The organism is Paracoccus binzhouensis, assembly GCF_016446475.1.
GTDB lineage: Bacteria > Pseudomonadota > Alphaproteobacteria > Rhodobacterales > Rhodobacteraceae > Paracoccus > Paracoccus binzhouensis.
In genome coordinates this window covers 1-21,716 of record NZ_JAEHFP010000010.1, presented here as the reverse complement: position 1 = coordinate 21,716, position 21,716 = coordinate 1, and the positions used below count along the sequence as shown (strand labels likewise).

Here is a 21,716-nt window from a genome sequence, read left to right as displayed (position 1 = left end):
GACAGGAATGGATGGAAGATCAGGCGGCCCGCGGGAGGCTGAGCAGCTCGGCGGCGGTCTCGCGCCAGAACGCATCGACCAACCGCGCCTCGAGCAGGCTGGCGCGGTGGCGCAGGTCGCGCGCCGATCCGTGTTCCCCACGCCCTGACGCGGCGAAAGCCATGCCACGCAGACGGCTGGCCTCGGTCACGACACGGCGCGCCTCGGCGTCGGACGCGACCGGCTGCCGCCAGAGGATGATCCCGGCACGGACTTCCCCTGCGAGCACCAGGCCGTATTCGCTGTCCTGAATGACCGCGATGCGCGGCTGGAAGTTCAGCCCGTCGTCGCGACACGCGTGGATGTCGCCGCGCGACACGCGCAGAATGGCGAGGTCCATGGCCTCTTCGGGGGATTGACGCGTACCGAGCGGCACGGTGCGATCGAATGCATGGGCGTCGTCGCCATCATGATAGCTGGCGGCGCCGAGGCAGGTGACGCGCAGCGGCAGCTTCCGGGCACGGCAAAGCGCCGGAAGCACATCAGCGGCAAGAATCTGGCCGATCGAGCGGAAGGTTTCGTGGCGGGAAAGGGTCATCGGTATTGCTCCGCGACGGGCGGTGGAGGCCTCTCCTCCACCTTCCGACCCGTCACGGCCAAACCGGCCCGCACTCTCCCTCTCGTCGCCGAGGGCCTCGGCCCTGGTGCTACCTCCGGCGATGGGTGATCATCGCCAGGGGGAAGGCCCGGGACGCGCTTCCGCGTCCCGAGTGGTCGGGGATGAGGCGCTTTCGCGCCTCAGGCCCATGGATCGAGCTCCAGCTTCACCATGTCCTCATCGCCATCGAACTCGTTGGCGGGCATGGCGCCGTGGGTGCCGTCGCCCGCTTCGAACACGACGATCGAGACCATCAGCGTGGCGGCGAGGCTGGCGGCGAAGGCGGTGGCATCTGCATAGGACATGGGTTCCGGCTCCTGTCTTGGAGGCGGGGGACCATCCCCCGCGCGACAGGCGCCCGAAGTGTCTGACCGGATCTGCACTCACCCTCGCGCGTTCGGGTTCCCCCGAATCCGCGAGGGCGGCACGCGCAGCGTCAAGCCGACCCCTTGGGGTTGAATGCAAAGAAGCGGATCAGACAAAGGTTTGCGAATGGAAGCGGGGGGGTGGTGCCATGCATCTGACCGGTTGCCGGAGACCCTTCGCAGATGCCTCGCCCAGCCCGCCTTGCTGGCGCGCTGGCCGAAAATTCGTGTTCGTACGGGGCCGGACGGCAACCGTCGCCCATGACATCGATGGCTAATGGCGAAGCTGGAGCCCGGTCCATCACTGGCGGCAAAGCGATAACCGGCGGCGCCACATGGGGGCGGAACCGGCCTTGCCGCTCAGTCCCAGAGCCCATCGGCGATTTCGCGCGCGATCATGGCGCGGGCCTTCATCATCACCTCGTCACCCGACGTGTCGACATGGCCGAAAAACCGCGCCCTGGCGCCATGCGCTGTCCAGTCGGCGTAGCGGCAATATTCGCGGGCATCGAGGCGGAACGCTCGCATGTCCTCGGCCCAATGGGGCTTGGGCTCCACCACCACGGTGACGCCGTCGCGCGTCTCCTCCCAGGGCAGCGAGCGCTCGGCTGGGGGATTGTCGCGGTCCTCGTGGAAGATCTCGTCGATATCGATCAAACCGGTCATTGGGCTCTCCAATGCAAAGCCCGATCACAAGGACCGGGCGGATCGTGGGGGATGGTCGTGGTCAGGCTGCCCCTGGGCCGGAGCCCGGATGCGGTGGACCGCCGGCGTCCGGCTCACCGTCGGCCGCAGCGGCGAAGGGGTCGACCAGCTTGTGAATCGGCTGGGCGCGGCCCATCCAGGGCTGGGGCCGGATCGAACGCACCCAATCGGCAAAGCTCGGAATGAAGCCGAGATCCTCCAGCACATGCTGTTCGCCGACCAATCGGACGGGGACGACGCGGCCGGTCGAAACGGTGATGGTCGGCCCGAAAACCCGCTCCAGCTCGAATATGCCCTGGGCGTGATGGCGCAACGCCCGGTGCCGGAAGTCGGCGATGATCTCCTTCGATTCATCGAACCACTGATGCAGCGGCAGATAGTCCTCCGCGGTGCCGCCCCATTTTCGCGCCGAGGACAGCGCGTGATGATAACAATGTCCCATTGCCGCCTCCCTCAGAACTGATGCGTGAAGTTTTCGGTGGCGGTGTAGCGCTCGTTGTAGTCGAGCGTGATCGCATGCGCCGCCACATCGAAGGTGATGTCGCCATAGGCGCCGTCGGAGTTTTCCCAGCCGCAATGCGTCCGCTCCAGCACGTCATAGGCCAGGCTTTCGATGGCCGTCGCTATCGCGATGATGGATCGGTCCGGCTCGGATTGGCCCCAGACGGCTTGCGCGATCTCGATCGTGCCCTCGGGCATCGGGATGGCATCGTCGCCAGACCGGACCTCGACATTCTCGATCTGACCGGAATCGCCATAGCCGTCGAAGGTCACGACGACATGCGTGACGCCCGCGGATGCGAGGGCATCGAGCAGCACGCCCTTGTTGAGGTTGAACAGTTCGGCCTCGAGCTGGGCACGAAGGGCATCCAGCGTCCTCCACTCGGCGAGCGCCGAGCTGGTGTCAGGCGCGGCTTCGGTATCGTCGGTCATCGGTAGCTCCTGAAGAAAAAGCGCCGGGCGCGGTGGCCGGGCGGATGGAGAATCGAGAGGGAAGATGCGGGGCGGCCGGAGCCGCCCCGCATGCGGAGGTCATTCAGCGGCGACCATGTGCTGCTCCTCCTCCTCGGCGAGGTCTTCATCCTCGCTATCGCCTGCCAGGAACTCTGGCAGTTCGTCGGCCTCGACATCGGCGGAGGCGATAGCGTCGGTCTCCGCGCCGGGGTCGATCATGCGCAGCGGCTCGGGCAGCCAACCGGTTTCCGCGAGCAGTCGCTCAGCCTCCTTCGCCATGTCGCCCTTCTTCAGGTGGTCGATAAGCTCGGCCGCCCGTTCGCCCGCCCCCTCGCGCACAGCTTCGAGAATGCGCGGCTTGGTCACGCGGCCCAGATAGTTCGCGACCGTCGGCCGCCAGCCCACCGCCACCATGTCGAGTCCGGTTGCTCGCGCCAGCCGGTCGGCCTGCGCCAGCCGCACGTCAAGGCCGTGCTGGCTGACTCCCATGCCGCCATAGGGGTTCGGCTTCTCGTAGAGCGCGTTGACGCCAAAGCTCACGCAATGGGCGAGAAGCTCCATGCGGGAGTCCTCGTCGAGATCGGCCAGCCAGTCCCAGAGCGCCGCGTCATCTGCGGGGATATGATCGCCCCAGCGTTCGTGCCGTTCGGCTACCGCCCGCGCCGAGGCGCTGTCGCGCAGATCCTCGGCCTGCGCCGGGAAATGCACCTCGCGGACCTGGGCCTCGATGCAGCCCCGCGTCGAATGCGGGAGGAATGTGTCCGTGACCAGCCGGTGCAAAAGCGCGGTCATGGCGACATGGGGCTTCGTCGCCACGGCATCTCGGAGCGCCAGTGTACGATGCGCAGTCAGTTCGCTGACCAGGCGGTCGGGAAGCGGCCGGATCGTCTCGACCTCATCCTCCTCCTCGTCTGCCTCGGTGGATCCGCCAGCCGTCATCACGGCGCGCTGGACGCCAGCCGGCTGATCGCCCTCGGTCGCCGTGCCCGCATCGTCAGCGCCATCGTCGCCCTCGGGCTCGACCGTCCCCCCATCCTCGGGCCGGACATAGCCACGCTCGACCAGCAGCGTTCCATCGGAGTCGATGCTGACGAAGGCGCCGGCCCGGGCCATCTGCTCGGGCGCATAGGTCATGGGACGGCGACCGTAGGCCTCCAGCGCCTCTTCGATCTCACCGAGGCGCTGGTCGACCTCGTCGGGAAGCTCGTCCGCCTCGGCATATTCGGCCTCGAGCCGGTCGTATTCGTCGCGCAGCGCTTCGCGGGTCGCGCGTTCCTCCTCGGTCAGGTCGACCGTGGCGCCGACGAGTTCCCGCAATCCGTGTTCATGACCATAGGGAAAGGTCACGGCGATCTCGATCCATTTCCAGCCCTCGGCGGCGACGGTCTCGGCCTCGGCCTTGAGCTTCTCGCTGACGAGACGGTCGAGCAGGACGGCGTCCTGAAGCCAGCCGCCATCGTCGGACTGGAAGAGATCGCGCAAGACGTAGCCGCCCGCATCTTCATAGGCCGCGATGCCGACGAATGCCGCCCGCTTGTCCGATGCCCTGACCGTGGTCTCGGTCATCAGGCGGCGGATGTAATAGGGTTCCTTCTGCCAGCCGTCCTTGATCGCCTCCCAGACCTGCTCCTGGCGCGCATGGTCCTCCGAGATGGTGAAGGCCATGAGCTGTTCGAGGGTCATGCCGTCCTCGGCATAGATGTCGAGCAGCGCGGGAGAGACCGAGGCCAGGCGCAGGCGCTGTTTCACGATCTTGACGTCGACGAAGAAGGCCGCCGCGATTTCCTCCTCGGTCATGCCCTTCTCGCCCATCGCCTGGAAGGCGCGGAACTGGTCGAGCGGATGCAGCGGCGCGCGCTCGACATTCTCGGCGAGCGACACCTCGTCGATCAGGATGTCGGCGCCGGCCTCCGACACGACACAGGGCACCGGGGCGGTCTTGTTGAGGCGCTTCTGCTTCACCAGCAGTTCCAGCGCCCGGTAGCGGCGGCCGCCGGCGGGCACCTCGAACATGCCGGTCTCCTTGCCCTCGGCATCGACCACCGGCCGGACATGCAGCGACTGGATCAGGCCGCGCCGGACGATGGACTCGGCCAGTTCTTCGACCGAGACGCCGGCCTTCACGCGCCTGACGTTCGACTGGGAGAGCACGAGCTTGTTGAAGGGGATGTCGCGCGAGGACGACAGGGTGATCTTCTGAACGGCAGTACCCATGTTCTTCACTCCATGACGGACGCCGGGGAGCCTCTCTCTCCGGCAACCAGCCCGTCGCGAACTCCCCATCCCTCCTTTCACTCTCCCGGCCCCGTGCCGGCGCAATTCCCCTTGACCGTCAGATCTCGCCTCGGGCGCGCAGGCTGGTCTCCCGGCCGGCGCCGGTGATGATGTGGTCATGCAGCGTCAAACCCAGAGCCGCGCAGGCTTTCTGGGTCTCCCTCGTCATCGCGAGATCGGCGGCCGAGGGCTCGGGATCGCCGGCCGGGTGATTGTGGACGATGATCAGCGCGGAGGCGTTGAGCGCCAGGCTGCGCCGCAGCACCTCGCGCGGATAGACCGGGACATGATCGATCGTGCCGATGGCGAGGCATTCGTCCGAGATCAGCCGATTCTTGCGGTCGAGATAGAGGACATGGAAGCGCTCCACCTCGCCGCGGATGGTGAGGGCGCAATAGTCCAGCACCGCCTGCCAGGAGGACAGAACCGGGTTCTGGTTGAGGTGGCGCAGCAGGATCTGGCGGGCTTCATACACGACAGCCTGCTCCTGGGCCGAAAGCGGTGCGGACTGCGGCTCCACACCAAATGTCTTCTGATGTCGGGTCATGTTCAGGTCTCCCGACGGGCAGCCGGCCAGGCGCCGGGACTTTCACCGCGTCACGGCGAAAAGCGCCGCCCTCTGCCTCGGAGAGAGCGGCGCGGGATCGCAAAGCCGGAGAGCCGGAAATCAGGCTTTCCGGGGTTCCGTATCGGCGGCTTTCAGGGTCGATCCGGCATCGTCGCGAGCGCGGGCGTAGAGACTGCGCTCGGCCGCGCGGATGCTGCCGGTAGTCCGCGCAGCCTCGGCCCAGACCGAAATCGGGAAATCGCCGATGAAGAGCAGGTCGCGCTCGATCCCCATCCCAAAGGGCAGCCGGATCGATTCGAGCTCGCTGAAGCTCCAGCTTCCGAGTTCGGGACAGCCGATATCGGCCAGGCCGAACATCACATCGCCGTCCTCATCCAGCTCGGTCGCGAGCCAGACGCCCTCGCCGAAGGGATTGAAGAATTTCACGACGGGGACGTGATCGGCTCCGCGCTGCCGGCCATTGGCGAGGAGCTGCGCGCGCTGTGTACGGGTCATGAGGATCATGCCGCCACCCTCCGCTCGGTCGAGTTCGCATCCGGTTTGACGCTCTCCTCGTCGGGCAGATGCGCCAGCAGCCAGTCGGCCGCCTTACTGGCCTGCGAGGCGGCGCGGACGATGGCACGGTTGTCCTCGCGCAGCACCTCCAGCCAGGAGCCGATGTAGTCGGCATGGCGCACCGTTGGCACGATGCCGAGCGAGGCGCAGCAGAAGGCCGCGTTCATCTCCGCGACCAGCTCCTCGAAGGCATACTTCTTCGTGCCGAAGCTGCCCGAGAAATCCCGCCCCAGGCGCGAGGCATGACCTGTGGCGTGACCCATCTCGTGGAGCGCCGTCCTGTGCCAGTTGATCGGCTCGAAATAGGCGGCCGGCGGCGGCACCTGGACGTAGTCGAGCGCGGGAACATAGAAGGCGCGATCCCCGCCGATGCGGAAATCGATGCCGGTCGCCTCGATCAGCGCCTCGACCCTCGGCTCGATCATGCCGGGCGGCGGTGGTGGGGCCTCGATCGCGATGTCCTCGGGCAAGCCCTCGCATTGCGCCGCGTTGAATACGGTGAAACGCTTCAGGAACGGAATGCTGCTGGCTTCTTCACCCGACTCCCGAGCGCGGCGCTTCTCGTCTTCCGGCGTGAAGCGGTCGGCATAGACGACGGTGGTGCCGCGCTCGCCCTTGCGGACATTTCCGCCCAGCGAGAGCGCTTGCCGGAAGGTGAGCCAATGCTGGGTCGGATAGCCGTGCTGGACCACGGCGCCCCAGAGGAAGAGGACATTGATCCCGGAATATTGCCGCGCGGTCGCGGCGTTTCTCGGCATGGCGAGCGGCGCCTTCGCCGCCGCCGTCCCCCAGGGCTGGACCCAGGGCAGCCGCCCTTCCTCCAGCTCGGCGATGATCTTGTCGGTGATGTCGTCATAGAGATTGCTGCGGGCGCCGTCTTGGCGGGCGCGGTCCTGTCTGGCCATCGGTTTGATCTCCGCGACGGGCGCCGGAGGCCACTCCTCCGGCCCTCAACCCGTCACGGAAAACCCGTCCGCACTCTCCCTCTCAGGGGGCGTTGCGGGGTCTCCCCGCAGATGGGGGTGTGCCGGCAACGATAGTACCGGCCAGGGGGAAGGCCTTCCCCCTCCAGGCAACCCCGTATCAGATATGTCGCACCCTGGTGGTGAGCAGCCTTGCTGATCGGGTCACTAGAGCGTTGAACACTTGGAATGTCGGCTGCGCGTACCCCTGCTGCCGTCGGCTGCGACTGCGCAAATGACCGCTTGTTCGTTTCTCGGAGGTCCAGACTGGTGAGTTTCTCACTTTGCTGACAGAGTGGAAACAAATCTACGACCCCGCGCGATCCACTGTATCAACTCATCTTCGGTCTCCACGCCTGCCGGACCAACGAGGACAAACCCGCGCGGCTTGCGCCCGCCGGACATTTCCATTGGGCGTACGTGGTGTTCGTCCAAGGCCGCATCGTATCCATCGTGCCCAACTCTCACCATCAACGCGTCCCCAGTGACACCGCAGCACATGTGGCCCCCAATCATGAAACACAGCGCACCCATCATCTTCCGTTCCCGCAGATCGCCCGTCTCCGGCAAGACGTTGCGAACGCGGGCGGCTAGGGCCTCATCATAGGCCATGAGAGCAATTTAACCCTTTTCGGCGGAGACAATTTCCCGCAGCCTGACAAGGCTCGTTTCCCAGCCCGCGCGTGTCTTCTCGCGAATCTCCGCGTTTGGTAGGTTCGCGTGGCGCAGCGTCAGGCGCACACCTTCCGGGTGTGGCTCGATGTCATAGGTCAACGTTGCGGGCTCGATTGGCGCCCCCACAGGCTTCCATGTGTGGATAAGCTTGCGCGGTTCATCTACGGTGATGAACTCGCCTTCAAGCTGATAGGGCTGGCCGCCACCGACACCGGCTGCTGCCCAGCGACCGCCTTCGCGGACATCGCCGCTCCACTCTTCGGTGTTGAACACGCCTGGCCGGACCCACCAGTTGCAGATTTCTTTCGTGGTCAGTGCCCGGAACAGGCGTTCCGGTGAAGTGTTGAAAACCGACGAAGCCTCAACATCCCCCGATTTCGGGTCCGTCGTCGCCGTTACCTTGCCATCGTGCCCCAGTGATGTTTCATCTGTCATCTATGGTCTCCCTTTCACCATTGATCACAGGCTATCGGGGTAGTACGATTTCGTAAATACGGACAAAAACGATAGTATGATGGCGCTGGATAACGACACCGATCATGGGCCAGGGGTCTCCTTACTGACGGGCCTCGATATGAGCCATATCACGCTTTGCCCGGCCATCGCGTTCGGAAAGATTGTCGGCGGCCGTTACAAGCTGCACATCCTCTGCGTCCTGCATCGCGGTCCGCTTCGTTTCGGCGAGATTGGTCGGTCGTTGGTGAAGGGTGGTTTAGGCAAGCCAATAACTCCGCGTATCCTAAGCCGCGAGTTGAAGGACATGACTGAACTCGGGCTGCTGCATCGCCAGGAATTTCTGGTCGTGCCGAAGAAGGTAGAGTATTCGCTCGCCCCGCGCGGCAGGGCCCTTCTGCCGATCCTGTCGGAAATCGTTCGCTGGGGCGCGACTGGAGCGCACGAAGACATTCTGGAAATCCGCAAGACCGGACATTGGCCGCGCTGAGGAAATTCAGCACTTTGGGCTCAAAGCTGCCGCTGCTGGGATGATCGTGTCAGTCGAGAGGTGCGATCACCGACACATCTGGCAAGGGTCTTTTCCACCGGTCCCGAACTCTCGATCAGAACCTGCCCTCTACCGGAAATCCCGCGCCTTCACCCTGATGCCGCCGCCCTCCGGCCCCTGCTGCCCGGCCGGCGCCATCTCGCGCTGTCCGACGCTCGCCAGATCCCGCGACAGATCGACGATCCGATGGGCGACGAGATGCACGACCTCGCCCTCGCGCTGAACGCGGCCCCGCACAGCAATCATGCTCGATGAGAGAATGACCCGCCGATAGCGCTCGAAGATCTTCTGCCAGACCACGAGATTGGCGATGCCGGTCTCGTCCTCGAGCGTGATGAACATGACGCCGTTTGCGGAACCGGGGCGTTGGCGCACCAGCACGATCCCCGCCGCCTCGAGCCAGCGCTGATCACGGGCCGCCATCGCCTCGGCGCAGCTGACGATCCGGCGCCTCGCCAGGTCCTCGCGCAAAAAGGACACCGGATGGCGGCGCAGCGACAGGCCGATATGCCCATAATCCTCGACCACCTCGCGACCGGCAGGCATCGCTCTGAGCGCAATCACCGGCTCGTCGAGTTCCGGAACGGTCCGGCCCTCGCGCTCCGAGGCGGCGGCGAAAAGCGGCAGTTCCTCGTCGCGCAGCCCCTTGATGGCCCATTGCGCCTCGCGCCGGGCGAGGCCGAAGGCTGGGCGGAATCCGTCGGCCGCCGCGATCTGATCGAGCGCCGCGACGGGAACGCCGGCCCGCCGCCAGAGATCTTTGACCGAGGTGAACGTCTCATCGCCCCGCGCCGCCACGATGGCGGCGGCATGGGCATTGGCGAGGCCCTTGACCATTCGCAGTCCAAGACGGACCGCGAGACGTCCGGCGCATAAAAGCCCATGGGCTGGGCGTTGAGGAGCGCGGCGCAGAAGACATCCGGGTGCCAGCATTTGAGCCAGGCCGAGGCATAGGCGATCAGCGCGAAGCTCGCCGCGTGGCTTTCGGGAAAACCATAGGAGCCGAACCCTTCGAGCTGCTGGAAGGTCCGCGCCGCGAACTCCTCCTCATAGCCGCGCGCGATCATCCCCGAGATCAGCCGGTCGCGGAACTTCGAGACCCCTCCGGTATGCTTGAAGGTCGCCATGCTCTTGCGCAGGAGATCGGCCTCGCCTGCGGTGAAGCCCGCGCATTCGATGGCGACGCGCATGGCCTGTTCCTGGAACAGCGGCACGCCGAGCGTCTTGCCCAGCACCTTCTCCAGCTCGGGCCGGGGATAGTCGACCTCTTCCAGGCCCTCGCGCCGGCGCAGATAGGGATGAACCATATCGCCCTGGATCGGCCCCGGCCGCACGATCGCGACCTGCACCACTAGGTCGTAATAGGTCCGGGGCTTCAGGCGCGGCAGCATCGACATCTGCGCCCGGCTCTCGATCTGGAAGGTGCCGAGCGTGTCGGCCTTGCGGATCATCGCATAGGTGCGCGGATCCTCGGCCGGAATCGACGCCAGATCGAGTCGGATATCCTTGTGCTCGGCCAGCAGGTCTAGCCCCCGGCGCATGCAGCTCAGCATGCCGAGCGCCAGGACATCGACCTTCATGAAACGCAGCGCGTCGATATCGTCCTTGTCCCATTCGATGATCTGACGCCCCTCCATCGCCGCGGGCTCGATGGGGACGAGATCGTCGAGCCGGTCATGGGTCAGGACGAAGCCGCCTGGATGCTGCGACAGATGCCGGGGGGCGCCGCGAAGCTGGGCCGCCAGTTCGAGCGTCAGGCGCAACCGGCGATCCTCCGGGTTGAGGTTGAGATCGCGGAGCTGCTGCTCGGTCACACCGGCCTCGGACCAGCCCCACAGCTGGCCGGACAGCGTCTGGATCAGGTCTTCGGGAAGCCCCAGGGCCTTGCCGACGTCCCGCAGGGCGCCCTTGGAGCGATAGCGGATGACGGTCGCGGTCAGCGCGGCGCGCTCGCGGCCGTAATGCTCATAGACCCACTGGATCACTTCCTCGCGCCGCTCATGCTCGAAATCCACGTCGATGTCGGGCGGCTCGCGGCGCTCCTCGGAGACGAAGCGCTCGAAGAGAAGATCGTTGCGGCCGGGATCGATCGCGGTGATGCCGAGCACATAGCAGACGGCGGAGTTCGCCGCCGATCCGCGTCCCTGGCAGAGGATACCGCGCGACCGGGCGAAGCGGACGATGCTGTTCACCGTCAGGAAGTAGGGCGCGTAATCGAGCTTGCCGATCAGGGCCAGCTCATGCTTCAGCGCGGCTGTCACCTCTTCGGGGACACCCTCGGGATAGCGGCTCGCCGCGCCCTCCCAGGTCAGCCGCGCCAGGGTTTCCTGCGGGCTCAGCGCCGGATCGTCGCGCTCTTCGGGATATTGATAGCGCAGCTCGTCGAGCGAGAAGCGGCAGCGATCCGCGATCTCACGCGTCCGGGCCAAAGCCTCGGGCCAGCGCGCGAAGAGCCGGTGCATTTCGGCGGGCGGCTTCAGATAACGGTCGGCATGGCGCTCGCGCCGGGTTCCGAGCGCGTCGACGGTGAGATTGTGCCGGATCGCGGTGACGACATCCTGCAGGATACGGCGGCCGGGCTCATGGAAGAGCACGTCATTGGTCACGACGGTGGGCACGCCGAGACGCGCGGCGAGCGCCGACAGCTCCCAGAGGCGCATCTGGTCATTGGGCCGCCGCCGCAGCGTCAGGGCGAGATAGGCGCGATCGCCAAAGGCATCGCGCAGACGCCTCAGACGCAAACCGCAGGTCTCGTCGGCAAGGTCCGGCGCCAGGACCGCGATCAAGCCCTCGCCATAGGCGACGAGATCGTTCCATTCGAGGTGACAGCGCGCCTTGCCCGCCCGCCCCTTGCCGAGCGAGAGCAACCGGCAGAGCCTCGAGTAGGCCGCCCGGTCGGTCGGATAGACCAGCACCGACATGCCGCAGGCAAGATCGAGGCGGCAGCCGACGATCAGCCGCACCCCGGCCTCCTTCGCCGCCTCATGGGCGCGCACGATGCCGGCCAGCGTGTTGCGGTCGGTCACGGCGAGCGCCTCGATCCCCATTGCGGCCGCAGTGGCGAAGAGCTCCTCGGCCGAGGACGCGCCGCGCAGGAAGGAGAAATGCGACGTCACCTGCAATTCGGCGTAGGCGGGCGCGCTCATCCGAAAATCCCGTGCAGGAACCAGCGATGCGAGCCGGTGGCGGCATCCTCGCCATCGCCAGAGCGGAAGATCCAGAAGCGTTCGCCGGCATCGTCCTCGACCCGGAAATAGTCCCGCACCGCCTGTCGCTCGGCATCGCGTTTCCACCATTCCCCAAAGATGCGCTCGGGGCCGTCGGCCCGGCGGACCCGGCGGCGCACGCCCTTCCAGGAGAACCAGTTCGGCGGATGGTCCGGCAGGAGCGCCATGGTCTCGATCGGCTCCGGCCGGGCGAGGAGCCGCGACGGGCGCGGCCAATGGTCGGGCCAGCCCGCACCCGTATCCTCGGCAAGTGCCGGCAGGCGGCGGACCGAGCGTTCGGGCACGTCGCTCGCCACCGGCGCGAAGCGATAGACCGCCCGCGCGCCGACCCGGTTCGCCAGCGTGTCGATCAGGCCGGAAAGATCCGGCGCGCCCTCGTCGATCAGGCTGCTGGCCGCCTGTTTCGAGGCCAGCGGTTCGGCCAGGGTGGCGGTCAGCGACATGATCTCGATGCCGAAGCCCGGTGCAATGGTCTCGATCTTGTCGCAGAGAAACCGGGTCAGGCGCGCGGGATCCCGCACGGGCATGGCCAGGCCGATGCGCACCGTCTCGATCCGGTTGTCGACGCGGTGGCAGAGCAGGTCGAGACGGCGCGCGCCGAGGCCCCGCGCTTCGAGCGCTTCGCAGAGCGCCATAACCAGCTTGCGAATATAGCGCGCGATGGTCTCGGCGGCGCCGATCGGTTCGGCGAAGACGCGGCGAACCGAGACCAGCTCCTCGGGCCGGATCGGTTCGATGGGTTCGGCGACCGCGCCCAGGGCCTGATCGAGACGCCGGCAGAGCTCCAGCCCGAAGCGCCGCGTCAGGGGCGCGCGCGGCTGCCCGACCAGGTCGCCGATGCGGACAAAGCCGAGATCGTATAGCCCCGCCGCGATCGCGGGTGGCAGGCGCAGGGCTTGCAGCGGCAGCGGCGCGAGGACCGGGACGGTTTCGCCGGGAGGGGCGACAAACAGCGGATCGGCCGCATAGCGCGCCAGCGCATGGGCCGCGCCCCAGCTATCGGCGATGGCGGCGCTGGCGGTGACGCCGGACATGACAAGCCGTCCGGTCAGCGCCTCCAGCATGGCCGCTTCACCGCCGTGCAGATGGTCGGCGCCGGTCGCATCGATCACGATCCCGTCCGGCGCATCGACGGCAACGATCGGACTGAAGCGTTGCAGCACCCAGAGCGCGAGACGTTCGAGGCTGTCCAGGTCGGCTTTTGGGTCGGCGGGCTCAATGAGGAGGCCGGGGACCATCGCCTGGGCCTTGGTGACGGGCATTCCGGCGCGCAGGCCGAGCGCCCGCGCGGCCGGATCGGCCGCCGTCACCACCCGGCGGTTCTTCTCCCTTCCGGCGACGACCAGCGGCACTTCACCGGGCGGCGCTGCGTCGCCCGCCTTCCGCCGCAACCGGTCTGTCGGCCAGTTCGGCAGGAAGACGGAGATGACCCGAGCCATCGCACGCCTCCAGTTCGATATCGAGACATTCGCCCGCTCGCGCCCGGATCAGCTCGACCAGCCAGCGCGGCCGCCCGACACCGGGAACCGGAAGGGGCGCGGACGGCAGCGCCGAGATCCGCCAGCGGGTCATCGCCGCCGTCGGCTGCCCGAAATCGCTGGCCTCCGCCTGCCGCCGCCAACGGCGCAGCGCGATGCAGATCGTCGCCGAGCCTTTCGCCGCGAGATGCAGCCGCCGCGAGGCGGTCATCGGCAGGCGCGCGATGTCGCCGACGACCGCCCCCAGCCCGCCATGCCGCAGCCCTTCCTCCATACAGGCCAGAACGGCCTTGTCGTCCCCGGCTTCGACGAAGATCACCCGGCCGGGCGGCAGTCCGGCCTGCTCCAGCCCCGGCGCGAAGAGATCCTGCAAAGCCACGCACCAGAGCACCTGGCCGGTGGTGCGGGCGGCGATCCCGGCGGTGAAACAGGCCGCAGCCGCCCCATCCACCGCCCCGTTGCCGCCTCCCGCGACTTCATGGAGGTTGCCGAGCGCCAGCCCGCCACCGGGCAGCTTGTGGTCCAACGGCGCAATCCCGAAGGGCAGCACCTCGTGCGTACGCACGCCATCGCCTTCGAGGCGCGCGATGCGCGCCCGAAGTTCGGCAATGGCTGGGCTGTCTGCACGGCTGGGCATATGAGGATGGCGTCTCCGGGGCTTTGCACTGGTCGATTCCGTTGCTATGTTCTTTATTTGTTCTCTTGTGGGTCGAGAGTCAATCTCAGTCATCCCGGAGGTGATCAACGGGGTGCAATGCCCTAAGGTGGGGTAAAGTATTAGGAAGGAGAGCGGCGGCCGCCAAACCCACGGTCGGCCGGCTTTGAGGAAACAGGTCAGGCCCGTACGGATTCCGCGGCAACCTGACGGGTGTTGCGGCACTCAGGAAACTGAGTGCAACCGTGGAATACCGTGTCGTTCCGTCCCCGCCGCTCCACCATCTGCCCGACCAGACAGCGGGGACATTGATCGAGTTCCCTTCCGTCGACGGTCTCGAACCGGACGTCGTCCCCGGCAATCTCGCAAAGCTCCCGAATGTACCGGGAAGGCTTGCGTCCATTGCACAGGATGAATGTCCCCCTGCTGGCACGGGTGAGCGCGACATAGAAGAGGCGGCGTTCCTCCGCATAGTCGAAGGTTTCAGGCCGAGGGATGACGAGATTGAGCAATTCGTCGTCTTCGATCCGGCTTGGAACGCCGTAGTCGCCTTCGCTGACGTCCAGCAGGATTGTGTAGTCCGCTTCGAGACCTTTCGAGCGGTGAAAGGACAAACCAGCTACATCGATACTGGAGAAACCAGGGGCCTGACCGCCGAACGGATCCAACTTGTTGTAGCGCCACAAGACCAGAACCTTTAGCTTTTGTCCCGGCTCCTGTCGCCATTGACCAGCGATGCCCTCGAGAAAGACGTTCAAGCGCTCAAGCAGCTGGAAGCACGCCGTAGGAAAGCTTGGCTTGCGCCATTCGACACTGACGGGAATAACGCGGATTGAGCGCGGTATGGCAGCGCGTGTTGAACGCACGGTCTTCTTGATCTGCTCCGGATTGCGCTGAACGAAGCGCGCGGCGGTTTCAGCTAACAGCTGGTTGCACCGGTACGTTTGCTCCAATCGGCCCTGCCAGCAGGCGCCGAAATTCGCTTCGAACTGCGTGAAGATCGTGATGTCCGATCCGGCGAAACGGTAGATCGATTGCCAATCGTCCCCGACAGCAAAAACCTTTGTGAAGGGCTTCTGGTGTTTGAGCGCCTTGATCAGATTGGCCCGCGGATCTGAAATGTCCTGAAACTCATCGATCAGGATCAGCGAGAATGGGCTCTGGTATCGCCCCGTCTCGACGAGCTGCACTGCATCACCGATCATCGAATCGAAATCGATACGCTTGGCCTCGTCGAGCTTGCGACCGTAGGCTTCGGCGATTAGCCACACAGCACGCGCAAAGTGCCGCGCGCGCGGTTTGTCATGCAGAGATTTTGCCCGCTCGAGGAGCATGTCCAGAGTCAGCTTGCTGGCTCTAATGTGCTTGATGCACACGCCGATCAGCTTCTGGTAGTGCGTGATCACCACTGGATCGATCGCCTTGAAGATCTCCTCGACGCTCTTCTTCGCGAGCGAGATGTCGCGTTTGACGAGCTCTGCCTCGAGATGCGGTAAGAGCGTTCCGTCTTGTGCCTGCGCAGACGTCGTTTCGAAGAAGTCCAGCTCCTCCCGCTTGTATCCGGCCCGCTTGGTCCTCGTGTGCTCCAAGTAGTTCTCAAAGGGCGAAGAGCCATCCGCGTTGATCGCGAAATGCTCATGGAACGTGTTGGTCAGCGGGTAGTGGAAATCAGGCTGGACAAACCGCCGGTTCCCGTCCTCTTCCTCGAACGAGATCTGCTTCTCGTACTCGAAATCGACCGAATTGACCCAGAGCCAGTTCACTATCCGCTGCTCCTGCAGCGACCTGACGTAGACGTCCGGAGCCAGGGTTCCGATGATACCGCCGCCCTTGTCGTTCCGGTCGGCGATGTAGCGATTGTAGTCCGCCTCGGAATCAAAGACCTCCGCGGGAATATCCGCCTTCGGCAAAATTGAGAGGAGGTCGATCCACAACCGGTGAAACTCTGTGCTCGTGTCCATCAGTTCGCGAATGATTTTTTCGATCACGCGGGCCTCGCCGGCAGGATGTTCGACCCAGTTGGCCAGCTGTGGCGGTCTTCCCTCAGTTTCCTCAATGATCCCCCTGCCGAGCGCGTGAAACGTGGTCACCCTGCATTCCAGCGCGTCCTCATCGATATTGAGCTGCTTTGCGATCCGCTCTTTCAGCTCATCGGCTGCACTTTTGTTGAACGCAAGGACGAGAATTTCGCTCGGGTGGTACAGGCCCTTCTCGAGCACGTAGGCGACTTTACCCACCATGGTCGCAGACTTGCCGGAGCCGGCTGAGGCCACCAGCAAATTGTTGTCCTCGAGCCGGATGCAGGCCTCTCGCTGCTCTTTGGAAAGCGAGAAACCGCCCAGGTTCGAGAAGAACCCGTCGAACTTTTGCATTTCGTGAACAACGAAGTTTTCGTTGTAGCGGCTGCGAACGCTCGGGTCGGAGAGCATGGAGAACGAGGTTGGGAGATAAGCCCTTAGCGAATCCGGGATGAGAAGGGCGTCAAACAGCGGGTGCGACAAGGCCTGTGACGCCGTTCCCGGGACGCTGGCGATCGCCCGGCTGACATCGGCATGGGCGAGGTATTGCCTGTTGCTGTCCGTAATTGCGCGAACTTTTCTGTCGACCTCCCGCAGGTGTTCCTTGTCGGAATCGATGAGCTCGGCGAGGTGTTGGTTCACAAAGGCCAGCAAGTCGTCGCGGAGGGTCTGAGCCATCTTGGCAGTCAGCCCTGACAGGGAGTCGATGCGACCCTTCGACCGTATCTCGACAGTGTGCCAAAGCAATGCCTTCGTCGACGAAACAGAAGTGACTTCAAGGCACTGGATTTCGTCCTCTGTCGCCCTTCTTAACCGAATGCGGTCCCGAGACGAGGCGTTGAGGATTAACCTCCAATTCTCCGACAAGAAAAGGCGTGCCCATAGGCTGGGGCGGAATGTGCGAGATCGTCCAAGCATCAGAGCCTTTGCATGCCAGGTCGGCTGTCCAGATCACAAAGCGATCGATCGGAACCCGCTCGCCTGAATCCTTGTGATTTGCCGTTAGGTGTACGCAAGTAAATCAACGTCACTGACTACAGTATCCATTCGATCATCATGTAACTGGGCAAGCCTGGCAAGGCATGGCACAAACACGTAGCGGCGGCACGTCTTGCACTCGGCTGCGGCGCGCACGGGCAAAGGTCTTCGACTGCGCCGACGAGAGCTCGGGGAACCGCGCAGCTGCGAACGCCAGCCACCGTCGATGAAATCGCAACGAGGAGAGGCGCGGCAATGTGCAACCTGTATCGCATTACGACCAACCAGCAGGCGATCCGGGAGTTCGTGGCCGCCACCCATGACAGTATCGGCAATCTCGAGCCGTCAATCGACGTCTATCCCGACCGGCCGGCGCCAGTGGTGCGCAACACCGAAGACGGGCGGGAACTTGCCTCGTTGACCTGGGGTATGCCCACGCCCATCGAATATCTGAAATCCCGCGATACGCCGGACACCGGCGTTACCAATATCCGCAACACGACCAGTCCCCACTGGCGCAAATGGCTCGGGGTCGGGCAACGCTGCGTGGTCCCGGCCACCGCCTTTTCCGAATATGGGCAAAAGCCCGATCCGGTCACCAGGCGCAAACCGCTGCACTGGTTCGCCCTCGATGAGACCCAGCCCCTGTTCTTCTTCGCGGGAATCTGGACGCCGTGGCGCGGAACCCGCGGCTCGAACCGGACCCCGCGTCCGGGCGATCATCAACTGTTCGCCTTCCTGACCACCGAGGCCAATGGCGTGGTGAAGCCGATCCATCCGAAGGCCATGCCCGCCATCCTGACGAGCCACGAAGAAGTCGAGACCTGGCTGACCGCCGACTGGAACGAAGCCAAGACGCTGCAACGGCCGCTGCCCGATGATCGGTTGGTGATCCTGGAAACGCCAGCCAGCACGGCCGCCACCGGCATGCTGCCGGGTATATGAGCAAGGATCCGGAGGACGGAATGGGCCGGAAGGAAGAAGAACAGCTAGCGGCCATGCTCTCCAAGGCGATGGCGATGATCTGCGTTCGCAACAGCATGCTGGAGGACCTGCATGCCGGGCCGGTCCCGGTCACGAAGACCGGAGACTATTCCGATGTCTTCGTCATCGACGCGGACGGCAATCGCATTCCCTGGAGAACTGTGTCGAGGTTCGACGATGACGAGATGCGCGACCTGATGCGTCAGGTGGTCAATCGCCTCTACACGTTCCAGACCTGTTTCGCCGAGCCGCAGTTCCAGGCCGTGATCGACAAGTGGCTCGGGGTGGCGCGCAACTGGGACGAACCGGTCCTCGACGAGCGGCTTGCGGGACGGCCCTCATAGCGAATTGCGTGTGGACAGGGAGCGCTTACCGACTGCACCACCATTCTTCGCCATCGGGCCAGGAGCGGGCCAGCCTCTCCGCAATAAGGATGTCGCCGATGTCGCGCCCGCCGATTCTGATCGTCACGAGCGTCCGCGTGCCGGTGTTGTCCGGCTTCCCATATTCGACAGTCCAGTCATGCGAGTTCAGCAGCTCGATCACCCGGCCACTGGCTCGGTGTGCCAGCGCAACTTCGGCCTCGCCACCGCAGATGTGCGTTTGCGGTTCCGGGGTGTCATAGCCCTCCATGCGCAGCTTCTCGCCATCGATCCAGATCGTGTCACCGTCGACGAGACAATATTCGTCAGCGGTACGCGCCTGCCCCGGAACACACTTCGCGAGCTGCGGCCGAGGCTGAGCCTTGGCAGGTTCCGGCAGGCCGCCGACCGCCCAAAATAGAGCGAGGGAAAGCACGAAAATCTGCCAGCGGAATGTGGACGATGGGTGAAGACGAATTTGCATGGGCGGATCTGACCTACCGCAATCTGAGTGAAGGGGTGGATCGCCATGGTTGGAGGCCAGCCAAGCTTTCAACTTCCAGCCTCACCGAGCGACGCCGCGATGTCGCTGATCGAGCGGAGCATAACGAGGGGATCATCCTTGGACGGCTCGAAACCGCGCCGCCTCCAGAATTCGGCGGCTTCACCATCGACGGCATTGACCAACAAGGCCCGCCCGCCAATCAGCGAAGCGGCCTGAACGCAGCGTTGGAGGGCATGTTTCACAAGGCCGGTGCCAATGCCCAACCCTGCCCATGCTGTGTCGGTCGCGAGTTGGCCGAGCAGCATACACGGGACCGGGTTGGGCGGCTGCCCCGTCCTGATCGAGCGAGGCAGAACCGAAGGCACCACACCGGTAGGCGCAAGGCCGTAGTAGCCGACCACGCGCCCGGCCTCATGCACGACGAGAACAGCCGTGAAGCCCTTCTGCTGATTGGAGAGGGCGCGCGTCTTCAGCCAGTGGTCAAGAGTCGGCTTGCCACAGGAGAACTCGGACACATCGTGAGCGGCGGTAAGCGGTTCGGGACCCGAAAGGAGCAAGGGCTTACCGCTTCGCCACGTACCCGGGCTCCCAAGGCGCGGGGCGCTTCAGGACTTCGACCATCTCTGGAACCGGTGCAGCAGGACGCGCCAGCACATCCATGAACTGGGCGAAGCCTTCCGGGCTCATCCGGATCAACCCCTGCTCCATGACGACCTCCTCGGCGGCGCGCACAGCGGCGTCGCGCACGAAATCGGTGCGCGAGCGGCCGCGCAGGCTGGCGGCGCGATCGATCATGGCGACATCCGCCTCGGGCAGGCGCATCGAGATCGGGTATTCCTTGCGTTCGGCGGTCGTGGCCATGGCGAATCTCCTTGGTCGGCATATGGCGACTTGTATCGCTAATTACAATACGATAAGATTGCCTCAACAGTCAATGACCTCACGAGGAGAGCGACGAGGCGGATAATGACCAGGCCAGCAAGAGATTCCGACAGGTTATTTTGCTACGCTAAGGCACGCCCGGCTACGCTAGGCCTCGCCATGGCACGATTGCCCGCACAAATCGCCGCCGAATATTCGCCTTCAATTTCCGTTGCTTATGCTTCCCTCCGGGCAAATGCTGCAAGCTATGACCTTGCGAGCCCCAGGAAACCCGGCAAAGATGACAGGAGGAGAGCGCGAAGCGCTGCTCGAATCCTTGCTGCTGGACGCGCCGGAGCTGACGTTTACGCCGCGTGGCAATCCCGACCCTCGCCTTCTGCGTCTGGTCGGCATCCTGGCGAGGCAGGCGGCGCAGGAGTGCTATGCAGAGGAAGTGAAGATGTCACGGCAAAGGAGGAAGCGCTCCTCCTGATACGGATGGGAGCCCTGTTTTGAAAGTCGCGATCTACGCCCGCTATTCTTCCGACAATCAACGCGACGCCTCCATCGCCGACCAGTTCCGTATGTGCCGCCTCCATGCCGAAAAGCAGGGCTGGCATATCGTCGAGGAGTATTCGGACCACGCGATCTCCGGCGCGTCGCTGATCCGCCCGGGCATTCAGGCGCTCATGGCCGACGCTATGGGCGGCCGTTTCGACTTGATCCTCGCCGAGGCGATGGATCGCCTCTCCCGCGACCAGGAAGACATCGCCGGCATCTTCAAGCGCATGTCCTATGCCGACGTGAAGATGTTCACCCTGTCGGAAGGCGAGGTGACGCACCTGCATGTCGGCCTCAAGGGCACGATGAATGCGCTGTTCCTGAAGGATCTCGCCGACAAGACCCGCCGCGGCCAGCGCGGCCGCGTCGAGGCGGGCAAATCGGGTGGCGGCAATGCCTATGGCTACGATGTGGTCAAGAAACTCGATGCGAACGGCGAGCCGATCCGCGGCGATCGCACCATCAACGAATTCCAGGCCGAAGTCGTGCGCCGCATCTTCCGCGACTATGCCGCCGGCAAATCGGCCAAGACCATCGCCTTCGCCCTGAACAAGGAAGGCATTCCCGCTCCGTCAGGCGGCGACTGGGGATTCAGCACGATCAACGGCAACCCGAAGCGCGGCAACGGCATCCTCAACAACGAGATGTATGTCGGCAAAATCGTCTGGAACCGCCAGCGCTTCGTCAAGGATCCGAACACCGGCAAGCGGCAGGCCCGCCCCAACCCGGAAGAGGAATGGGTCATTCAGGAAACGCCGGAGCTGCGCATCCTCGATGACGATCTCTGGAACGCGGTGAAGGCGCGACAGGAGAAGAACAAGATCGCCCGGAAGGAGAACGGCGAGGCCGATCTCTCCCGGATCAATACCCGCCGCCGCCCCAAATATCTCTTCTCGGGACTGACCAAATGTTCATGCTGTGGTGGCGGCTATTCCGCGATCTCGGCGACACTGATCGGATGTGCGACGGCCCGCAACAAGGGGACCTGCGACAACCGGGTCAACATCCGCCGCGACGAGTTGGAAGCGCGTGTGCTGAACGCGCTGCGTACCAAACTCGTCGATCCGGAGCTCTTCGCCCATTTCTGCGAGGTCTTCACGCAGGAGATGAACCGGCTGCGCATGGAAGGTCGCGCTGAGATCGCGTCGGCCGAGGCGGAGATTGCGAAGATCGATCGGGAACTCGAGACCCTACTCAATCTGATTCTGAAGGGTGGCGCCGCTGACGCGCTCAACGCGAAGATGGTGACGCTGGAGAAGCGTAAGAAGGAACTGGAACTGTTCCTGGCCGAAGCCGACGAGCCGCCACCGCTGCTGCACCCAAGCATGGCACTGCAATACCGCAAGCGGGTCCAACAGCTTTACGACGCCCTGCAGGACGACGACGAGG

The 21,716-nt window shown here is 64.6% G+C and carries 23 protein-coding genes and 2 pseudogenes; 5 read left to right on the top strand and 20 right to left on the bottom strand.

The features are described 5' to 3' along the window. Positions 1–19: 19 nt before the first annotated feature. The 11 genes from I9P22_RS04785 to I9P22_RS04735 all read right to left on the bottom strand — a co-directional run bounded on the left by I9P22_RS04785 (position 20) and on the right by I9P22_RS04735 (position 8,130). Complete coding sequence (locus I9P22_RS04785; protein WP_199258224.1) at positions 20–577, bottom strand: hypothetical protein; 558 nt, start codon at positions 575–577, stop codon at positions 20–22. Positions 578–777: 200 nt separating this feature from the next. Further along, a complete protein-coding gene (locus tag I9P22_RS04780; RefSeq protein ID WP_155987181.1) occupies positions 778–942 on the bottom strand; it encodes a hypothetical protein in 165 nt (54 codons plus the stop codon). Positions 943–1,362: 420 nt separating this feature from the next. Continuing rightward, on the bottom strand, positions 1,363–1,668 hold the full coding sequence (locus tag I9P22_RS04775; RefSeq protein ID WP_199258223.1) for a hypothetical protein: 306 nt from the start codon (positions 1,666–1,668) through the stop codon (positions 1,363–1,365). A gap of 61 nt (positions 1,669–1,729) precedes the next feature. Beyond that, positions 1,730–2,149 (bottom strand): DUF6915 family protein, encoded by a 420-nt coding sequence (locus I9P22_RS04770; protein WP_233253220.1) that lies wholly within the window; start codon positions 2,147–2,149, stop codon positions 1,730–1,732. A gap of 11 nt (positions 2,150–2,160) precedes the next feature. After that, positions 2,161–2,640, bottom strand: coding sequence for a DUF6878 family protein (locus tag I9P22_RS04765; RefSeq protein ID WP_137390461.1), 480 nt, complete (start codon positions 2,638–2,640; stop codon positions 2,161–2,163). A 99-nt stretch (positions 2,641–2,739) separates the two neighbouring features. Then, a complete protein-coding gene (locus I9P22_RS04760) occupies positions 2,740–4,875 on the bottom strand; it encodes a ParB/RepB/Spo0J family partition protein (protein ID WP_199258222.1) in 2,136 nt (711 codons plus the stop codon). 118 nt (positions 4,876–4,993) lie between these two features. Further along, a complete protein-coding gene (gene radC, locus I9P22_RS04755) occupies positions 4,994–5,482 on the bottom strand; it encodes a RadC family protein (protein WP_199258221.1) in 489 nt (162 codons plus the stop codon). 120 nt (positions 5,483–5,602) lie between these two features. Beyond that, the gene (locus tag I9P22_RS04750; protein ID WP_199258220.1) at positions 5,603–6,007 is read right to left on the bottom strand and encodes a DUF2958 domain-containing protein; all 405 of its coding nucleotides are present in this window, start codon (positions 6,005–6,007) and stop codon (positions 5,603–5,605) included. Then, entirely contained in the window at positions 6,004–6,963 is a 960-nt protein-coding gene (locus tag I9P22_RS04745; protein ID WP_199258219.1) for an ArdC family protein, read from the bottom strand. Before I9P22_RS04745 ends, I9P22_RS04750 begins: the two co-directional genes overlap by 4 nt. 336 nt (positions 6,964–7,299) lie before the next feature. Further along, positions 7,300–7,632, bottom strand: a complete 333-nt coding sequence (locus I9P22_RS25030; protein ID WP_199258218.1) for a TfoX/Sxy family protein — start codon at positions 7,630–7,632, stop codon at positions 7,300–7,302. A gap of 9 nt (positions 7,633–7,641) precedes the next feature. Beyond that, positions 7,642–8,130: an SRPBCC family protein gene (locus I9P22_RS04735; RefSeq protein ID WP_199258217.1), complete on the bottom strand. Its 489-nt coding sequence runs from the start codon at positions 8,128–8,130 to the stop codon at positions 7,642–7,644. A 79-nt stretch (positions 8,131–8,209) separates the two neighbouring features. Here I9P22_RS04735 and I9P22_RS04730 point away from each other — a divergent pair, with 79 nt between their 5' ends. Further along, on the top strand, positions 8,210–8,638 hold the full coding sequence (locus I9P22_RS04730) for a winged helix-turn-helix transcriptional regulator (RefSeq protein ID WP_199258216.1): 429 nt from the start codon (positions 8,210–8,212) through the stop codon (positions 8,636–8,638). A 129-nt stretch (positions 8,639–8,767) separates the two neighbouring features. Here the strand turns inward: I9P22_RS04730 and I9P22_RS25130 are convergent, their stop codons facing one another. The 6 genes and pseudogenes from I9P22_RS25130 to I9P22_RS04710 all read right to left on the bottom strand — a co-directional run bounded on the left by I9P22_RS25130 (position 8,768) and on the right by I9P22_RS04710 (position 16,754). Continuing rightward, entirely contained in the window at positions 8,768–9,262 is a 495-nt protein-coding gene (locus I9P22_RS25130) for an OB-fold nucleic acid binding domain-containing protein (protein WP_332909005.1), read from the bottom strand. Between the two features lie 159 nt (positions 9,263–9,421). After that, positions 9,422–9,535 (bottom strand): annotated as a pseudogene (locus I9P22_RS25125) (helix-hairpin-helix domain-containing protein); the annotation flags it as partial. Between the two features lie 86 nt (positions 9,536–9,621). Then, positions 9,622–11,844: pseudogene (locus I9P22_RS04725) on the bottom strand (error-prone DNA polymerase); the annotation flags it as partial. Further along, a complete protein-coding gene (locus I9P22_RS04720) occupies positions 11,841–13,364 on the bottom strand; it encodes a Y-family DNA polymerase (protein ID WP_199258215.1) in 1,524 nt (507 codons plus the stop codon). The gene I9P22_RS04720 and the pseudogene I9P22_RS04725, both read right to left, overlap by 4 nt. Then, a complete protein-coding gene (locus I9P22_RS04715) occupies positions 13,279–14,133 on the bottom strand; it encodes an ImuA family protein (RefSeq protein WP_233253218.1) in 855 nt (284 codons plus the stop codon). Before I9P22_RS04715 ends, I9P22_RS04720 begins: the two co-directional genes overlap by 86 nt. Positions 14,134–14,237: 104 nt before the next feature. Further along, entirely contained in the window at positions 14,238–16,754 is a 2,517-nt protein-coding gene (locus I9P22_RS04710) for a UvrD-helicase domain-containing protein (protein ID WP_233253217.1), read from the bottom strand. Between the two features lie 555 nt (positions 16,755–17,309). Between I9P22_RS04710 and I9P22_RS04705 the strand changes: the two genes are divergently transcribed. Continuing rightward, a complete protein-coding gene (locus I9P22_RS04705; protein WP_199258213.1) occupies positions 17,310–17,999 on the top strand; it encodes an SOS response-associated peptidase in 690 nt (229 codons plus the stop codon). Further along, a complete protein-coding gene (locus I9P22_RS04700) occupies positions 17,996–18,382 on the top strand; it encodes a hypothetical protein (RefSeq protein WP_233253216.1) in 387 nt (128 codons plus the stop codon). The genes I9P22_RS04705 and I9P22_RS04700 overlap by 4 nt, the downstream gene beginning before the upstream one ends. Positions 18,383–18,407: 25 nt before the next feature. On the opposite strand, the gene I9P22_RS04695 is transcribed toward I9P22_RS04700, so the two are convergent. The 3 genes from I9P22_RS04695 to I9P22_RS04685 form a co-directional block, all read right to left on the bottom strand. Further along, entirely contained in the window at positions 18,408–18,884 is a 477-nt protein-coding gene (locus I9P22_RS04695; RefSeq protein WP_199258212.1) for a thermonuclease family protein, read from the bottom strand. A gap of 68 nt (positions 18,885–18,952) precedes the next feature. Continuing rightward, positions 18,953–19,462 (bottom strand): GNAT family N-acetyltransferase, encoded by a 510-nt coding sequence (locus I9P22_RS04690; RefSeq protein ID WP_199258211.1) that lies wholly within the window; start codon positions 19,460–19,462, stop codon positions 18,953–18,955. 4 nt (positions 19,463–19,466) lie between these two features. Then, entirely contained in the window at positions 19,467–19,766 is a 300-nt protein-coding gene (locus tag I9P22_RS04685) for a type II toxin-antitoxin system TacA family antitoxin (protein ID WP_199258210.1), read from the bottom strand. Between the two features lie 301 nt (positions 19,767–20,067). Here I9P22_RS04685 and I9P22_RS04680 point away from each other — a divergent pair, with 301 nt between their 5' ends. Further along, positions 20,068–20,259, top strand: a complete 192-nt coding sequence (locus I9P22_RS04680) for a hypothetical protein (protein ID WP_120443149.1) — start codon at positions 20,068–20,070, stop codon at positions 20,257–20,259. 19 nt (positions 20,260–20,278) lie between these two features. Continuing rightward, positions 20,279–21,716: recombinase family protein (locus I9P22_RS04675; protein WP_199258209.1), on the top strand; the 1,438-nt coding region annotated here is incomplete at its 3' end.

Coding starts and splice junctions, on each gene's coding strand:
- I9P22_RS04785 (WP_199258224.1), bottom strand. CDS start 577: ATGACCCTTTCCCGCCACGAAACCTTCCGCTCGATCGGCCAGATTCTT.
- I9P22_RS04780 (WP_155987181.1), bottom strand. CDS start 942: ATGTCCTATGCAGATGCCACCGCCTTCGCCGCCAGCCTCGCCGCCACG.
- I9P22_RS04775 (WP_199258223.1), bottom strand. CDS start 1,668: ATGACCGGTTTGATCGATATCGACGAGATCTTCCACGAGGACCGCGAC.
- I9P22_RS04770 (WP_233253220.1), bottom strand. CDS start 2,149: ATGGGACATTGTTATCATCACGCGCTGTCCTCGGCGCGAAAATGGGGC.
- I9P22_RS04765 (WP_137390461.1), bottom strand. CDS start 2,640: ATGACCGACGATACCGAAGCCGCGCCTGACACCAGCTCGGCGCTCGCC.
- I9P22_RS04760 (WP_199258222.1), bottom strand. CDS start 4,875: ATGGGTACTGCCGTTCAGAAGATCACCCTGTCGTCCTCGCGCGACATC.
- radC (WP_199258221.1), bottom strand. CDS start 5,482: ATGACCCGACATCAGAAGACATTTGGTGTGGAGCCGCAGTCCGCACCG.
- I9P22_RS04750 (WP_199258220.1), bottom strand. CDS start 6,007: ATGATCCTCATGACCCGTACACAGCGCGCGCAGCTCCTCGCCAATGGC.
- I9P22_RS04745 (WP_199258219.1), bottom strand. CDS start 6,963: ATGGCCAGACAGGACCGCGCCCGCCAAGACGGCGCCCGCAGCAATCTC.
- I9P22_RS25030 (WP_199258218.1), bottom strand. CDS start 7,632: ATGGCCTATGATGAGGCCCTAGCCGCCCGCGTTCGCAACGTCTTGCCG.
- I9P22_RS04735 (WP_199258217.1), bottom strand. CDS start 8,130: ATGACAGATGAAACATCACTGGGGCACGATGGCAAGGTAACGGCGACG.
- I9P22_RS04730 (WP_199258216.1), top strand. CDS start 8,210: ATGGCGCTGGATAACGACACCGATCATGGGCCAGGGGTCTCCTTACTG.
- I9P22_RS04720 (WP_199258215.1), bottom strand. CDS start 13,364: ATGGCTCGGGTCATCTCCGTCTTCCTGCCGAACTGGCCGACAGACCGG.
- I9P22_RS04715 (WP_233253218.1), bottom strand. CDS start 14,133: ATGACTGAGATTGACTCTCGACCCACAAGAGAACAAATAAAGAACATA.
- I9P22_RS04710 (WP_233253217.1), bottom strand. CDS start 16,754: ATGGCTCAGACCCTCCGCGACGACTTGCTGGCCTTTGTGAACCAACAC.
- I9P22_RS04705 (WP_199258213.1), top strand. CDS start 17,310: ATGTGCAACCTGTATCGCATTACGACCAACCAGCAGGCGATCCGGGAG.
- I9P22_RS04700 (WP_233253216.1), top strand. CDS start 17,996: ATGAGCAAGGATCCGGAGGACGGAATGGGCCGGAAGGAAGAAGAACAG.
- I9P22_RS04695 (WP_199258212.1), bottom strand. CDS start 18,884: ATGCAAATTCGTCTTCACCCATCGTCCACATTCCGCTGGCAGATTTTC.
- I9P22_RS04685 (WP_199258210.1), bottom strand. CDS start 19,766: ATGGCCACGACCGCCGAACGCAAGGAATACCCGATCTCGATGCGCCTG.
- I9P22_RS04680 (WP_120443149.1), top strand. CDS start 20,068: ATGACAGGAGGAGAGCGCGAAGCGCTGCTCGAATCCTTGCTGCTGGAC.